The sequence below is a fragment of the Bradyrhizobium sp. 76 genome (genome assembly GCF_023073025.1).
In the GTDB taxonomy this organism is placed as follows: domain Bacteria; phylum Pseudomonadota; class Alphaproteobacteria; order Rhizobiales; family Xanthobacteraceae; genus Bradyrhizobium.
Genome location: NZ_JADPIS010000014.1, coordinates 21,942 through 36,349, shown reverse-complemented (window position 1 = coordinate 36,349; position 14,408 = coordinate 21,942). Strand labels below are relative to the sequence as shown.

At 62.4% G+C, this 14,408-nt stretch carries 14 protein-coding genes and 1 tRNA gene; 7 read left to right on the top strand and 8 right to left on the bottom strand.

Translation table 11 applies throughout. The features are described 5' to 3' along the window. The first annotated feature begins 74 nt into the window (after window positions 1-74). The 4 genes from IVB48_RS00495 (at window position 75) to IVB48_RS00480 (ending at window position 2,368) form a co-directional block, all read left to right on the top strand. Entirely contained in the window at window positions 75-749 is a 675-nt protein-coding gene (locus IVB48_RS00495) for a hypothetical protein (protein ID WP_247396389.1), read from the top strand. 103 nt (window positions 750-852) lie between these two features. Beyond that, window positions 853-1,047, top strand: a complete 195-nt coding sequence (locus tag IVB48_RS00490) for a helix-turn-helix domain-containing protein (RefSeq protein WP_247396386.1) — start codon at window positions 853-855, stop codon at window positions 1,045-1,047. A gap of 268 nt (window positions 1,048-1,315) precedes the next feature. Next, window positions 1,316-1,675 carry a hypothetical protein gene (locus IVB48_RS00485; protein WP_247396384.1) on the top strand — a complete coding sequence of 120 codons (360 nt, stop codon included), beginning with the start codon at window positions 1,316-1,318 and terminating at the stop codon, window positions 1,673-1,675. Between the two features lie 402 nt (window positions 1,676-2,077). Further along, window positions 2,078-2,368 carry a hypothetical protein gene (locus IVB48_RS00480; protein ID WP_247396381.1) on the top strand — a complete coding sequence of 97 codons (291 nt, stop codon included), beginning with the start codon at window positions 2,078-2,080 and terminating at the stop codon, window positions 2,366-2,368. Between the two features lie 136 nt (window positions 2,369-2,504). Here the strand turns inward: IVB48_RS00480 and IVB48_RS00475 are convergent, their stop codons facing one another. The 3 genes from IVB48_RS00475 to IVB48_RS00465 all read right to left on the bottom strand — a co-directional run bounded on the left by IVB48_RS00475 (window position 2,505) and on the right by IVB48_RS00465 (window position 4,021). Next, window positions 2,505-3,005, bottom strand: a complete 501-nt coding sequence (locus IVB48_RS00475) for a hypothetical protein (protein WP_247396379.1) — start codon at window positions 3,003-3,005, stop codon at window positions 2,505-2,507. Window positions 3,006-3,013: 8 nt separating this feature from the next. Beyond that, on the bottom strand, window positions 3,014-3,721 hold the full coding sequence (locus IVB48_RS00470; protein WP_247396377.1) for a hypothetical protein: 708 nt from the start codon (window positions 3,719-3,721) through the stop codon (window positions 3,014-3,016). A gap of 210 nt (window positions 3,722-3,931) precedes the next feature. Beyond that, window positions 3,932-4,021: transfer RNA gene (locus IVB48_RS00465), tRNA-Ser, on the bottom strand. Between the two features lie 196 nt (window positions 4,022-4,217). On the opposite strand from IVB48_RS00465, the gene IVB48_RS00460 reads away from it, so the two are divergent. Continuing rightward, a complete protein-coding gene (locus IVB48_RS00460; RefSeq protein ID WP_247396374.1) occupies window positions 4,218-4,559 on the top strand; it encodes a hypothetical protein in 342 nt (113 codons plus the stop codon). Between the two features lie 46 nt (window positions 4,560-4,605). Here IVB48_RS00460 and IVB48_RS00455 read toward each other — a convergent pair whose 3' ends face one another. The 3 genes from IVB48_RS00455 to IVB48_RS00445 form a co-directional block, all read right to left on the bottom strand. Further along, on the bottom strand, window positions 4,606-6,069 hold the full coding sequence (locus tag IVB48_RS00455) for a trehalose-6-phosphate synthase (protein WP_247396373.1): 1,464 nt from the start codon (window positions 6,067-6,069) through the stop codon (window positions 4,606-4,608). Between the two features lie 239 nt (window positions 6,070-6,308). Further along, on the bottom strand, window positions 6,309-7,130 hold the full coding sequence (gene otsB / locus IVB48_RS00450) for a trehalose-phosphatase (RefSeq protein WP_027568040.1): 822 nt from the start codon (window positions 7,128-7,130) through the stop codon (window positions 6,309-6,311). Window positions 7,131-7,133: 3 nt separating this feature from the next. Next, window positions 7,134-8,621 carry an MFS transporter gene (locus IVB48_RS00445; protein ID WP_027568041.1) on the bottom strand — a complete coding sequence of 496 codons (1,488 nt, stop codon included), beginning with the start codon at window positions 8,619-8,621 and terminating at the stop codon, window positions 7,134-7,136. Between the two features lie 182 nt (window positions 8,622-8,803). Here IVB48_RS00445 and IVB48_RS00440 point away from each other — a divergent pair, with 182 nt between their 5' ends. Further along, window positions 8,804-9,142, top strand: a complete 339-nt coding sequence (locus IVB48_RS00440; protein ID WP_247396371.1) for a DUF3175 domain-containing protein — start codon at window positions 8,804-8,806, stop codon at window positions 9,140-9,142. Window positions 9,143-9,297: 155 nt separating this feature from the next. Here IVB48_RS00440 and IVB48_RS00435 read toward each other — a convergent pair whose 3' ends face one another. Both IVB48_RS00435 and IVB48_RS00430 read right to left on the bottom strand, forming a co-directional pair. Then, window positions 9,298-11,331: a HAMP domain-containing methyl-accepting chemotaxis protein gene (locus IVB48_RS00435; RefSeq protein ID WP_247284785.1), complete on the bottom strand. Its 2,034-nt coding sequence runs from the start codon at window positions 11,329-11,331 to the stop codon at window positions 9,298-9,300. A gap of 184 nt (window positions 11,332-11,515) precedes the next feature. Beyond that, on the bottom strand, window positions 11,516-13,555 hold the full coding sequence (locus IVB48_RS00430; protein WP_247396369.1) for a HAMP domain-containing methyl-accepting chemotaxis protein: 2,040 nt from the start codon (window positions 13,553-13,555) through the stop codon (window positions 11,516-11,518). Between the two features lie 352 nt (window positions 13,556-13,907). Here IVB48_RS00430 and IVB48_RS00425 point away from each other — a divergent pair, with 352 nt between their 5' ends. Continuing rightward, complete coding sequence (locus IVB48_RS00425) at window positions 13,908-14,393, top strand: (2Fe-2S)-binding protein (protein ID WP_007599059.1); 486 nt, start codon at window positions 13,908-13,910, stop codon at window positions 14,391-14,393. Window positions 14,394-14,408: the final 15 nt, after the last annotated feature.

Below are 14,408 nucleotides of genomic sequence, written 5' to 3'. Positions count from 1 at the left end.
TAACCGTCTACGTCCCCATGGACGCGCAGGGATGATTGACCTTCCATACCCGAGGGGGCTGGTGGAGTTCGATTATGCCCCAAGTCGCGCGCCGGTTGCCCCATTTGGCCCTTTCAGAAGAGCCGCCCGCGTTCGAGATTGGCCGCGAGCGCTGGAACGAGATCGAAGCGCTGGTCGGCCCGATCCCTGCGGATGCGCGAGCCGAAATCGTCAACGCAATTCGCGAATATCTCTGGCTCGCCACCGCTACGCTCTCGGCTGGCGATCTGGACGGTGCAACAGGACTGGCGGCGCAGTTTCAGACCGCGTTCGCGCGAGCCCGAGCCACGCTTTCGTCGTCGAGCACATCGGACGCCCACGATCTTGTGCTTGTCATGTTTGGCCGCAATCTTCACCACCCCTTGATCCTCGAGGATCTGAGCCACGAGATCAAAATTGAACTCCTCGCTAGCGTGCTTCGCGCGGGCGAGGCCGCGTGCGCCGAAACGATTGATGAACTGGCGGGCAACGATCACGCCGGACCGCCTGTCAGGCGGCATTGGGCAGCCTTGATGCGAAGACTGACTTTGATTTTTTCCGACGAGGGTTTACCGACCGGCGTGAGCAAGGATGTTGACGCGACGGCACGGCAGTCGCCTTTTGTCTACGTCATTGACCTGATGCAATCGTGTCTTGCACCGCAGTACCGCCACAGCGAGCAATCGTTGTCTGCCCTTGCCGTGGCCATCAGCAAGGCCCGGCGGGTCTGAAAAACGTATCGGTAGGGGCGTTTATCAAACCCGGGTTTGGCGAAACCGTTCGATGTAGACCGTCTCCATTCACCAGTAGCCTTGGTGAGCATGGAGACCGCCAATGGACAAAGTCATCGAACACGTTGCCCTGAATGTCGCGGAAGCCTGCGCAGCGAGCGGGGTCGGACGGACGAAACTGTACGAAGCCATCGCTGCGGGACGGTTGAGGGCGCGCAAGATGGGCCGCCGCACGCTCATCTTGCCGGACGATTTGAAGGCCTTCGTCGCCGCCCTCCCCGCCCACGACAAGAAGTAAAAGTTAGCCCGGCGCGGTCTGACCACCGCTCCGGGCTTTTGCTGTTCCGGCGAAAGAACGGAAGTTGCGCCATGACGGTACGCTCGAACACGACGGTCGGCCACGGTTTTTACAGCCGTCGCCGGACCACCGAACACCATTCCACCATCGCCAAGCGGTCCAGCGCCTTGCAGGCGGCGCTGACGCGCGCGCTTTGCTGTTGGATTAGTTCTGTTCAGAATTTTGCGCGGACGATCACGAACGACCTTCCCCACGGTGGAGGCTGCCGGTGACTACATTCGATCACAACGGCAGCCATTTTCGGCTGTACAAATTCATGGCGGAGTGTCCCGCCTATCGCGCGCTGACGACAGCCGAACGGGTCCTCCTGTCCGAACTCGGATTGGCGTTTAACGGCGTCAACAACGGGGCAATCCCGATGTCAGTGCGCGACGCGGCGCGGCAATGCAACATCGCTCCTGGCACCGCGTCCGCAGCGTTTGACCGGCTGCGACAGACGGGATTTGTTGATTGCATGAACAGGGATAGAGGGTTTCACCTGAAAACCCCGCACACCAGTCTTTGGCGACTGACGTGGTGGAGTTGCAATGTCACCGGCACAGCACCGAGCTACCGCTTCCTGAAATAGTTGCGGGACACATAGGTCGCGGTATCAAAGCGTCTTCGACGCGGTCTCAGTATAGATCACCGTAGGTGCGTTCAGCCCTAGGATAGGTGTTCGCTCCACCCCCGGGGGGAGGGAAAAATCTGGCGAAAAGCATGCTTATTTTCGCAATGCTCGTCGCAAACATCGCGCTACTTTCATTGGCGGTGCTCCCATTTGACACCGCAGCGACTGACGGGAGCCGCACTGTCCGTCCGCGACGCGCACATTATCTATGTCTATTGCACGAGGACTTACTGACAGGGGATAGTGGAAGGCGGCGAGCGAAGCGCGCTACCCAAGAGCGCCGTAGCGAGCGAGCCGCCGTCTTGTATAGTTCCACCCGTGCTTTCTGATAGCCTTCAAGGGTCTAGCCGGAGAAATATTATGGGCAGGCCGATTGGTTCGGTGAACAGACAAAAACCATTTCGCGATGCGCTCAACATCGCATTGCATAGCCGTCCCGGCGCTCTACGCAGGATCGCTGATCAACTCCTCGATCAGGCTGAACGGGGTGAGCTTGCGGCAGCGCGGGAGGTTATCGACCGGACGGACGGACGGGCAGTCCAGAGCGTCGAGTACGGAGACATGCTCATCACGGAATTAAGCGACCGCCAACTTCACGAGATCGCCTCCGGTGCATTGCGGACGGCCCTGCCGCCTCCGACCGCCGAATGACTTTTCGCCCCCGCCACCGTACGCGACAGCCTGCCGCGTGCGCCTCTAACAAGGCGACAAGCCTGATGGCGTCCACCCTGGCGTTCCGGGCTCGCAGGTCCGTTGGCCGAGATCGGCGCGCACCGGCAAGGTTAGGTTAAGCGGGCGGCGTGTCGTCCAAGCGCGGTGGCAGGCTCAGATCGCCTTGCCTCCGCAAGGTCGTGTCCTCGCGGTGGTCCGTTTCTTTTTTGTCATCGACGCGCGGATCCTTGATCGCAAGCATTTTTTGTGGATCTGTACTTTGCCAGATCATCGGCAAACGCCAGCGGTCGCCCGGTTTTGAAATCTTGATCTTCTCGACAATTGCTGGCCACCAGCGAATAAGAAATGCGGCGCGCGCAAAACCCTTGAAGTGCTCATATTCGTTTGGTGGAAAAAACGAGATCAATCCGCTTTCGGTGTACGCGATCAAATTCGGCCAATGCTGGAGGATGTTGTGATCGCCGGATATAATTGCCGTTCCGCCGTCCTCCGAGAATTTCGTCATCCAATCTGGATCAGGACCGCTGAGGGTAACGTGAGAAACTTCATAACCGGCCCGATTGCCCGCGATTGCGACCACGGCGGTGGCCACTCGATTTGAAATGTTCTCATCCAATCTGATTTTCAATTGGGTAAAGCCCTGAGGCTTTCTTCATAGGACACCGCTTCTCGCACCTGATCCGCGCGGATTTCAAAGTCCTCCGCAACAGCGATCTCGTCTCCCTCCGCAGTAAAAGCGAAGTGCAACGTGTCGGTGGGAACCCAAATTCCTTCCAAGACGGGCCGCCCGAATGCGAAATTTGGGTCTAGCACGACGCGAGGATGTGATTTCGGACTGGGGTGCCAACGATATGCGAGATCGTCGGCGTACAAGATGCTGTCGAACAATGATTGCTCAACAATCGGGCCCATTTCAAAATTGTCGTTTAGGAGGTTCAGTATCTTTTTTTCTTCCTCCTCAGCGATCTCCATCAAGATCGTCTTGCCGTCTGTGCGGAACGCTTTGTTTGTTGCAAATGGGTGATCGGTGTGGTGGCGCGCGCGTAAGCGTTCTGCGATCTTGCGGATCGTCTGCGATGAAAGTCTTAGATCTTTAAAATGCTTGATGAACCGGGCCTCGATCAAATCAAGGAAGCCCAACACGGTTCGACCGTTCGCCATCGGCAATTGCCGTTGGATGATCGGCGGGGCTTCGCTGTTGACCGCGCCGTTTATCCACGCGCGTATGCGGCCACCCTCTTCATTCAAAATACGCGCAGCCATCGGCACTGTGTAGAGGCCAACGTCGCCAGCCTTTCTCCAATCAGATGCTGTCTGTTCCTGCGCGTTCATTTCGTTGCTGTGCGGCCTTGAGTTGAGGTCGGAGCACCCGTCCAATTCCCGCCCGACAACTCGTGTCGGCGCGGTAGAGAATTGTAGTGGTGTTCAACCCTGGCGATCAAGGGCAAGCCCATTTTGCTGCGAGATTGGGGGCCAATTTGGGGGCCGGAGCAGGCTGAGTATATAATAATCGTGTAAAATCAGAATCTTAATGAACAGACATGGCGGAGAGAGTGGGATTCGAACCCACGGTACGGTTTCCCGCACACACGCTTTCCAAGCGTGCGCCTTAAGCCACTCGGCCATCTCTCCGGAGCGCACTCTCTTGAAGGGGCGCCGATGATTTTGCAAGGGATGGCGGGGAAATCGGGTGATTTTTCCCTAAGATGTTGTATTTAATGGACAATATCAGGCGCCAGGCCACCGCTCGGAACCGCCCGCGGGCTGAACCGGCGGCGGGTTTGGCGCGACGATTCACTTAAGACCGTCAAACACGTCCGGGGGCACCATGACGATCCGCAACACCATCGCCGCACTGAGCCTGATTTCGGCCCTTGCCGCCGCCTTCGCCGGACCGGCCACCGCACAGGTCTGCACCCGGCAAGATCTCGACGTCAGCTGTGACGACGGACGGCGCGGGATGCTTTCGGGCGATGCCATCCTCTGGCCGGACGGCACGCGCTCGAGCGCGACGCCGCATCAAAGCGTCATCATCGGCAACAAGAGCTCGGTGCATGTCGGGCCCGGCGTGTTCGTCGGCCAGGGCAAGGGCATGGTGCCGCTGGACGATCCGAACGCGCCGAACAAGCGGCAGTGCGCGATTCTGGAAGGCGTGTCGTATTGCTATTGAGGCTCTCGTCTTCGGCCCTGCCCTCCCCGGAACGGGGAGAAGGAGACTAGATCAACCGCACGCCTGATATCGCCGACTTGAGCCAGCGCAGCGCTTGCGGCGGCTGGTTGACGAGCGGCGCGACCGCGGCCTTCTCCGTCCGGCACTTCTCCAGCTCGGCGACAAAATCCGCCGACCATTGCTGGATCGTGTGGCCGCGCAGCTTCTTCATCATCGCATCCCAGCGCATCTTGCGCTCGGTGAGCGGCATCGCGGCCGCGACCGCGATCGCGCGCGCCATCCCGTCGATGTCGTGCGGATTGACCAGCAGCGCGGCGTCGAGTTCGTTGGCCGCGCCGGCGAATTTCGACAGCACCAGCACGCCGGGATCGGCCGGGTTTTGCGCGGCGACGTATTCCTTGGCGACAAGGTTCATGCCGTCGTGTAGCGGCGTCACCACGCCGATCTGCGCGGTGCGATAGAGACCCGCGAGCACGGCCTGGCTAAAGCCCTTGTTGAGATAGCGGATCGGTGTCCAGTCGGCCTCGCCGTGGCGGCCGTTGACGTCGGACACGAGCCGCGCGACCTCGTTCTGCAAATTGCCATAGGCTTCGATGGCACCGCGCGAGGGATTTGCGATCTGCAGCAGCGAGATGCTGCGCGCAAACTGCGGATGTTCGGTCCAGAGCCGATCGAACGCGCTGATGCGGTTGACGAGGCCCTTGGAATAGTCGAGCCGGTCGACGCCGATCGCGAGCCGCTCACCGTTCAGGCTGCGGCGCAGCCGCGACACATCCGGATGCGAAGCCGACTTCGCCGCGTATTGCGCGAACTTCTCGGCATCGATGCCGATCGGGAAGACCTCGCAGCGCGTTCGGCCATGCTGCGAGATCGCAACGCCGTCTTCGACGGCGAGGCCGAGTTCGCCCGCGACATAGCCGAGAAAATTCTGGCAATCGTCATGGGTCTGGAAGCCGATCAGATCGTAGGCCAACATCGCCGTGATCAGCTCGCGATGATTGGGTACGCCTTGCATCACCGCCGCGACCGGCCACGGCGTATGGAGGAAGAAGCCGATCGGGTCGTCGACGCCGAGGTCGCGCAGCTCCGCGCCGAGCGCGAGGAAATGGTAATCCTGCACCCAGAACGCGGTTTGTGCTTTCCGGAAACGCATCAAGGCGCGCGCCATGAAGGCGTTGACCTCGCGATAGCTGACATAGTCGTCACGCGAGACGCGGATCAGATCGCTGCGCGAGTGCAGCGCCGGCCACAGCGCCGAATTGGCAAAGCCTTCGTAATAGCCGCCATAGTGCGCCGCCGGTAGATCCAGCGTCGCGATCGCGCCCGAACCCAGTGCTTCGATCTCGGCGAACGGCTCCTTTTGATGACCGTCACGCACACGGCCCGAGGAACCCACCCAGATCGCACCCGAATGTTCCACGACAGGTAATAACGCCGCCGCGAGACCGCCCGTCATGGGCTCGTTGGGCTTGCCGCGCGCGACGCGATTCGAAACGACGACTAAGTTCACAGGTCGTCCCCTCCTGTTTCATTCCACCCCATTTAACTGCCGTTCATCAATATGGTTCCTGATCATCCTTTGCACCAATTGAAACCAAAATCGGGCGCACGCGTTGGAACCGGTTTACCTCAAGGCAACCCGACGATTTCGCTACACAAAGTCGGCTTTGGAACCGTGGCACGCGCAGCATGAAGCGGGCGCGCTGGAGGAATTACGCGCGCGATATGTGGCTCCGAGATGTCCGTGCCTTATTCCAACCTTGAGTCGTCGAGCAGCCGCGCGAGGAACGCGCGCACGTCGTTCGGCGCGTCGAAGTGCCCGTTGACACCCATGGCGCGGCGGCCGACCGAGAAGGCGAGCCCGTTCATGTCGGGCATGATCGCGAACACGGTCTCGTCGGTGACGTCGTCGCCGATGAAGATCGGACGGCGTCCCTTGAAAGGCTCGTGCTTCATCAACTCGCGCACGCCGGTCGCCTTGGTGAAACCGGAATGCTTGATCTCGCAAACGAACTTGCCGGGCAGCACCTCGATCGGCGCATTGGGCAGGTCGGCGCGGATCAGTGAAACGGATTCATAGATCGCCTTCTCCGCATGCGGCGCAAGGCGGTAATGCAGCGCCAGCGAATAGCCCTTGTCTTCGAGCAGAATGCCGGGACTGAGCTTGGCAACCGCCGCGAGCCGCCGCTTCAACTCCTTGTCCAGCGGCGGCGCGCTGACGGCATCGGCTTCGTTGTCCACCGAAAGCCGCATCTCCGCGCCATGGCCGGCGACGGCGCGAAAGACATCCGGCGCGAAGATCAGGTCGATGTCGTTGAGCGAACGGCCGCTGACCATCGCCAGCGCGCCCGAGGTGCGCTCCGTCAGCCGGTTCAGCGTTTCCGACAGGCCGGGCGGCACCCACACCTCGCGCGGCGTCGGCATCAGGTCGAGCAGCGTCCCGTCGATGTCGAGCAGGATCGCTGTTTCATTGAGATGCGGCACAAGTGCGTGAGGCACCGGCACCGCATCGGGCGCTTCATCGTCGACCATGGTGCGCTTTTGATCCAATTCAGCCAGTTCCGATTTCATAGTCTACTCCATGGACGCAAGCGGCCGCGCGATTTCTTCGAGCGATTTGCGTTCCGCCGAGACGGCGTAGCGCCACGCCACGATCGCGGCCGCGATCATCAGGAATGCCCCCAGTAGATAGCCTGCGAACACGCTGGTGCGTGACCCCGTGTCGATCAGCGCACCGAACAACGCGGGGCCGATCACGCCGCCGATGCCGGTGCCGACCGCATAGAACACGGCGATCGCCAGCGCGCGGACCTCCAAGGGGAAAGTCTCGCTGACGGTGAGGTAGGCGGCGCTCGCGGCCGGCGAGGCAAAGAAGAAGATCACCATCCAGGCGATGGTCTGCCCCTGCGCGCTCAAGGCGCCGATCGAGAACAGATAACCCGACAGCGCCAGCAACAGGCCCGACACCCCATAGGTGAACATGATCATGGTCCGGCGGCCGAGCGTATCGAACAGGCGACCGAGCAGCAGCGGACCGAGGAAATTGCCGGCGGCGAACGGAAGCAGATACCAGCCGACATGATCGGCGCTGATGCCGTAAAAATCGGTCAACACCAGCGCAAAGGTGAAGAAGATGGCGTTGTAGAAGAAGGCCTGCGCGATCATCAGCACGAGGCCGACCATCGCCCGCTGGCGATAGACCGAGAACAGCGTGTGCACGACCTCGCGGATCGGCGTGTGACTCCGCATTTTCAGGCGGATTTTGGCGAAGCGCCCATCGCTCGTATCCTGGTCGTGTCCGAGCACCGAGCGCTCGATCTCGTCGACGATGGCGTGGGCCTGGTCGGGACGGCCGTGGATCATCAGCCAGCGCGGACTCTCCGGAATCCACATCCGCATCAAGAGCACGACGAGGCCGATGGCCGCGCCGATGAGATAAGCGAGACGCCAGCCGAGATCGGGGCCGATCACCGCGGGATCGAGCAGCACGATGGCCGCGACAGCGCCCATGGCCGCACCGATCCAGAAGCTGCCGTTGATGACGAGATCGGTCCAGCCACGATAACGCGCCGGCACCAGTTCCTGGATGGTCGAATTGATCGCGGTATATTCGCCGCCGATGCCGGCGCCGGTGAGGAAGCGAAACAGCGCGTAGCTCGCGACATTCCATGACAGAGCGGTCGCGGCCGTCGCCGAGAGATAGAGCGCGAGCGTGATGAAGAACAGCTTCTTGCGGCCGATGCGGTCGGTCAACCAGCCAAAACCGAGCGCGCCGAGCACCGCGCCCGCGAGATAGGCGGAATTGGCAACGCCGAGATCGAGATTGGAAAAATGCAGGGTGGGACTCTGCTTCAGCGCGCCGGAGAGCGCGCCGGCCAGCGTCACCTCGAGGCCATCCAGAATCCAGGTGATGCCGAGCGCGAGCACGACGCGGGTGTGAAAGCCGCTCCACGGCAGCGCATCAAGTCGCGCGGGAATGCTGGTTTCGATGATGCGATCGGCCGCGGTCGCGGTGGAGACCACAGGTCCATCGTTCGGCGCTGGGCTTCGCTGCAATTCCATCGCGTTGTTGCATCTGACCAATGGACATGGCCCCGGTTCACGTGGCGTGGACGGGGGCGATCCGATCGAGGGGGTGCGGCATTCCGCCTGCCACCCGCGACAACGCCTGCGGCGAGGGCAGGTTCCCGCAGGAACGACCGTTCGCGCCGCTGGTTTTCGCTGGAGCCGCAAGGAGTTGACGCATGGCTCATGTCAGAAAGACGACACATTCTCGCAAAACAGCGGCGCGCAAGAGCACCAAACGCGCCGCACCGAAGCGCTGGTCGCAGCGCGCAACCAAGGAGAGCGACGCGCTCGACCTCAAACAAGGCGTGTTCAAGCTGACCAGCGCGAAGAAGATCGCGACTTCGTTGAAGCGCTCGGCCGAGCACAGCGCGCGCCGCAAGACCGGCGCTTACCGCTCGGCGCTGTCGATGCTGACGTTCTACATCAACCGCGCCGGCAAGACGCTGCCGCAGACGCAGCGCACGCGGCTGGAGCGGGCAAAGGTGGAACTGAAGCGGGCATTCGGGAGGGAGTGAGTGCCAGGTCGTCCTGGACAAGCGCAGTGCCGATCCAGGACCTATTACCCCAGGGAGCAATTTGGCGATGACTCGGAGTTAGCAGTTCGCCCGATAACTGCTGCTTGGGCTAATGGGTCCTGGCTGTCGCCAGGACGACATTGGCGGGAATGCCCCTACGCCGCCCGAATATTGCCCATGAAGCGGTCGAGCTCGGCACGCAGGCGGGTGCTTTCGGACGACAGTGTCTTGGCCGAGTGCAGCACCTCTTCCGAGGCCGAGCCGGTTTCGGCGGCGCCGCGGTTGACCTGGCCGATGTCGGTGGCGGCGGTCTGAGTGCCCTGCGCGACGGTCTGGACGCTGCGCGCGATTTCCTGCGTCGCTGCGCCTTGCTGCTCCACTGCGCTCGCAATCGATGTCGAGATCGACGAGATCTGACCGATGGTCGCACCGATCTCCTTGATCGCCGCAACCGACTCGGCGGTGGCGCCTTGCATGCCCGTGATGTGCGAGGAGATCTCGTCGGTGGCCTTCGCGGTCTGGCTCGCGAGCGACTTCACTTCGCTGGCGACCACTGCAAAGCCGCGGCCGGCTTCACCGGCGCGCGCCGCCTCGATGGTCGCGTTGAGCGCCAGAAGATTGGTCTGCTCGGCGATCGCCGTGATGAGCTTGACGACTTCGCCGATCTGCTGGGCGGCATGCGAGAGCTTGCCGATGCGGTTATCGGTCTCCTTGGCCTGCACCACGGCAGCTTCGGCAATGCGGCTGGAATCGCGGACCTGGCGGCCGATCTCCTCGACCGAAGCCGAGAGCTCTTCCGTCGCGGTCGCGACCGACTGCATGTTGCTGGAGGCCTGCTCGGAGACGTCGGCGACCTGGCTCGACAGGCTCTGCGTGGTCTCGGCGGTGCGGGTCAGCGTCGAGGCCGCCGATTCCAGCTGCACGGCGGAAGCCGAGACGTTGGAGACGATGGCGCCGACCGCGCTCTCGAAATCGTCGGCGAAACGAATCAGCTCGGAACGGCGAGCAGCGCTCGCTTCCTTGTTCTGGGCCTCGTTGGCGGCGGCGTCGCGCTCGGCCTTGGCCACGGCCTGCACCTTGAATTCTTCGACCGCGCCGGCCATCTCGCCGATCTCGTCCTTGCGCCCCAGGCCCGGCAGCACGACGTCGAAATTGCCCGCGGCAAGCTCGCGCATCGCCTTGCACATCGCGATCATCGGACGCGAAATGCCATTGCCCAGCATCCAGGCCAACGCGGCGCCAATGGCGAGGCCGCCCAGCGCCATCATCAGCATCGTCCGCTCGGTCTCGCTGATGGTGGCATTGGCGCTCACCTCGATGCGCTGCTGATCCGCCGTCAGCTCCGACCGCAGCTCACCCGAGAGCTTGAGAATGGACGCGGCCGTCTTGGTCATGTCGCCGTTCAGCTTGACGATGACCTTCACGTTCTCGGTCAGCTTCGAAAAGGAGGCGCGGTACTGCTTGAGGAGATTGCTGATCTCGGTGACGCGGTCGGTGATCTTCTGGTCGTTGGCATAGATCGAGACCAGCAAGGTCTCCAGGAATTTGATGCGGGCGGTCACGCCGTCGGCGGTCTTCGGCTCCGGCTTGGCGACGAAGGCGCTGACCGAGGTGGAAACCGCAAGGTATTGCGATGTGATGTCCTTGGCCGTGCCCTGAACCGAGTTCAGGCCCGCCAATGCCGCGGTATCGGCAAGATCGTCGAACTTGAAGCGGATCTTGTTGCCGACGCTGTTGAGCTCATCCGTCGCGATCTTGCCGTTCTCGCGCGTCAACGTGATGATCTCGCCGAACACCTTGGTAAAGCTCTTGAAGTCGGCCTCGAGCCTGCCGACCTGCTCGCGGCGCGCCGCGCCCGTGGTGGCCGCCGCAGACCTGGCGATCGCGGCCCTCAAATTCTCTTCGGCCGCTTTGGCGGCGGTCTCATCATCCGCCGCGCCGGTCAGCGTGTAGGCCCGCGCCAGCCCCTGGTAAGCGATCAGCTCGCGATCGACCGTCCGCGCAAGGTCCGCTTCGGCGACGCTGGAGCGGTAGGAGGCAACGGCGGCCTGAATCCGCTCGAAGCCGAAATACGCGAAAGCCATGCTGACGGCGAGGATGGCGAGCACCGCCACGAAGCCGAGGATGATTTTTGCGCGAAAACGCAAGGTGAGCAGCTTCGATGTGGTCGGCTTCGACTTGACGGGCATTCCCCACCCCATTCCATTCGCGGAAAACCAGGCGCAGCCCGGAAGCAGCCCGCTTCCTGACGCGTGAGCACGGTAAATGGCAAAGGATAAGCGGCGGTAAATTTGTGGCGCCGCAACCGGCGGTTAGGTGACGCAGGGTCTCGTCGTCCTGGCTTTCGCCAGGACGACATTGGCGCGGATGCCCCTACGCCGCCCGGATATTGCCCATGAAGCGGTCGAGCTCGGCGCGCAGGCGGGTGCTTTCGGATGACAGCGTCTTGGCCGAGTGCAGCACCTCTTCCGAGGCCGAGCCGGTTTCGGCGGCGCCGCGGTTGACTTGGCCGATGTCGGTGGCTGCGGTCTGAGTACCCTGTGCGACGGTCTGGACGCTGCGCGCGATTTCCTGCGTCGCTGCGCCTTGCTGCTCCACTGCGCTCGCAATCGACGTCGAGATCGACGAGATCTGGCCGATGGTCGCGCCGATCTCCTTGATCGCCGCAACCGACTCGGCGGTGGCGCCTTGCATGCCCGTGATGTGCGAGGAGATCTCGTCGGTGGCCTTCGCGGTCTGGCTCGCGAGCGACTTCACTTCGCTGGCGACAACTGCAAAGCCGCGGCCGGCTTCGCCGGCGCGCGCCGCCTCGATGGTCGCGTTGAGCGCCAGAAGATTGGTCTGCTCGGCGATCGCCGTGATGAGCTTGACGACTTCGCCGATCTGCTGGGCGGCATGCGAGAGCTTGCCGATGCGGTTATCGGTCTCCTTGGCCTGCACCACGGCAGCTTCGGCAATGCGGCTGGAATCGCGGACCTGGCGGCCGATCTCCTCGACCGAAGCCGAGAGCTCTTCCGTCGCGGTCGCGACCGACTGCATGTTGCTGGAGGCCTGCTCGGAGACGTCGGCGACCTGGCTCGACAGGCTCTGCGTGGTCTCGGCGGTGCGGGTCAGCGTCGAGGCCGCCGATTCCAGCTGCACGGCGGAAGCCGAAACGTTGGAGACGATGGCGCCGACCGCGCTCTCGAAATCGTCGGCGAAACGAATCAGCTCGGAACGGCGAGCAGCGCTCGCTTCCTTGTTCTGGGCCTCGTTGGCGGCGGCGTCGCGCTCGGCCTTGGCCACGGCCTGCACCTTGAATTCTTCGACCGCGCCGGCCATCTCGCCGATCTCGTCCTTGCGCCCCAGGCCCGGCAGCACGACGTCGAAATTGCCCGCGGCAAGCTCGCGCATCGCCTTGCACATCGCGATCATCGGACGCGAAATGCCGGTGCCGAGCAGGAAAGCGAGGATCGCGCCGAGCAGCGTGCCGCCGACGGCCAGCATCAGCACCAGTTGCTCGGTCTTCCCGATGGTCGCTTCCGATTCGGACTCCAGCCGCTGCTGTTCGGCAACGAGGTCCGCCTTCATGGCGGTAGCACCCTGAAGGATCGCGCCGGCCGAACCGCTCATCTCGGTGACGAGATCGTCGATCATCTTGGCGTTGGCGATCAGTTTTTCCAGCGATTCCCGATAGGCGCCGAGCAATCCCCTGGCATCCTTCAGGCCGGCGACGATCTTGTCGTCCATCGAATAGACTGCGTTGAGCGAGTTCTCGACGAATTTCAGCCGCGCCAGCGCGCTGGTAGCAATCGTCTGGTCGGACGTCAGCACGAAATTGGTCGCCGCCGCATTCGCGGTCTGGAATTGGGCGTTGACCTGCTTGGTTCCGAACTCGATCGCCTGCGCCTCGGAATCGGAGGCATTGTTGCCGATGTCGTCGAGCTTGTATTTCAGGAGGTTGGCGTTGCGCGTGAGCTGGTTCTGCACCAGCAGCGTGCTGTCACGCTTGGCCTGGAGGACTTTTGCGAAGGTCGCGGAGAAGTTGGAAAACTCCTTGGAGAGCTTGCCCAGACTTTCCTGCCGCGCCGGCTTCTTGGCGCTCTTGACCGCCTGGTCGATGGCGCCCTTCAGGCCGGTCTCCGCGTCCAGCGCCGTCTTGGCGTCGTCCTCCTTGCCGGTGACGACGAAATATTTGACGGCCGAGCGATAGGCGAGCAGCTCCCGGTCGATATTACGGGCGAGATCGGCCTCGGTGACGCTGCTGCGGTAGGACCCGACCCCGGACGAGACCCGCTCGAAGCCAAAATAGGAGAAAGCCATGCTGCCGGCGGAGATCACCAGCACCGCGGCAAAGCCCAGAATGATCTTGGCGCGGAACCTGAGGGTCGGCATTATTGTGCGCTTCGACGACGACGCGATACGCCCGGACATTCCCACCCCCATTTTCATTCAGCCGAGATCCGGTGGCGCCCCGCCCCCTGACCTGGCTGCGCAAAACTAAGGCAGAATCGATAAGGGGCGGTAAATTCGGTGGGCCCGCAGAGTTCAGGCTCTATCAGCCCAGCGAACTGAAAAGGCGAACCGCGCAAGGATATAGAGGCTGGCATCCCAGCTGCGCCCCGGCGCCGCACCCGATCTGGCCGACTCGCCCCCCCAACCAATGTTGGGCATTCTGGATCAATGACTTTTCCATGACGCGGGCGACCAAAATCGTAGTTGCAAAGTTCCGGGTCGCTGTCTCTAATTAGAAACAATCAAAATCGACCCCGGGAGGACTTCAACCGTGTCTACAGTCAAACTGACGGTGAACGGCAAGGCTGTTGCCGTTGACGTCGAGGACCGCACGCTGCTGGTTCAGCTGCTGCGCGACCACCTCAACCTCACCGGAACCCATGTCGGCTGCGACACCAGCCAGTGCGGCGCCTGCGTCGTCCATATGGACGGCAAGGCGGTCAAATCCTGCACCATGCTGGCGGGACAGGCCGACGGCGCCAGCATCACCACGATCGAAGGCATCGCCAAGGGCGACGAGCTGCACCCCATGCAGGCGGCCTTCCGCGACAATCACGGCCTGCAGTGCGGCTATTGCACGCCGGGCATGATCATGTCGGCGATCGATATCGTGCACCGCTATGGCGGCCAGCTCGACGAGGCCACCGTCCGCCACGAGCTCGAAGGCAATATCTGCCGCTGCACCGGCTACCACAACATCGTCAAAGCCGTGCTGGACGCGGCAGGCCGCATGAAGGTCTCGCAGGCGGCCGAGTAAGCGGCCCGCCTCGAA

Excerpts from the sequence above, each read along its gene's own strand:
- IVB48_RS00490 (WP_247396386.1), top strand. The coding sequence starts at position 853 with ATGGACAAAGTCATCGAACACGTTGCCCTGAATGTCGCGGAAGCCTGC.
- IVB48_RS00460 (WP_247396374.1), top strand. The coding sequence starts at position 4,218 with ATGACGATCCGCAACACCATCGCCGCACTGAGCCTGATTTCGGCCCTT.
- IVB48_RS00470 (WP_247396377.1), bottom strand. The coding sequence starts at position 3,721 with ATGAACGCGCAGGAACAGACAGCATCTGATTGGAGAAAGGCTGGCGAC.
- IVB48_RS00435 (WP_247284785.1), bottom strand. The coding sequence starts at position 11,331 with ATGCCCGTCAAGTCGAAGCCGACCACATCGAAGCTGCTCACCTTGCGT.
- IVB48_RS00495 (WP_247396389.1), top strand. The coding sequence starts at position 75 with ATGCCCCAAGTCGCGCGCCGGTTGCCCCATTTGGCCCTTTCAGAAGAG.
- IVB48_RS00430 (WP_247396369.1), bottom strand. The coding sequence starts at position 13,555 with ATGTCCGGGCGTATCGCGTCGTCGTCGAAGCGCACAATAATGCCGACC.
- IVB48_RS00445 (WP_027568041.1), bottom strand. The coding sequence starts at position 8,621 with ATGGAATTGCAGCGAAGCCCAGCGCCGAACGATGGACCTGTGGTCTCC.
- otsB (WP_027568040.1), bottom strand. The coding sequence starts at position 7,130 with ATGAAATCGGAACTGGCTGAATTGGATCAAAAGCGCACCATGGTCGAC.
- IVB48_RS00440 (WP_247396371.1), top strand. The coding sequence starts at position 8,804 with ATGGCTCATGTCAGAAAGACGACACATTCTCGCAAAACAGCGGCGCGC.
- IVB48_RS00480 (WP_247396381.1), top strand. The coding sequence starts at position 2,078 with ATGGGCAGGCCGATTGGTTCGGTGAACAGACAAAAACCATTTCGCGAT.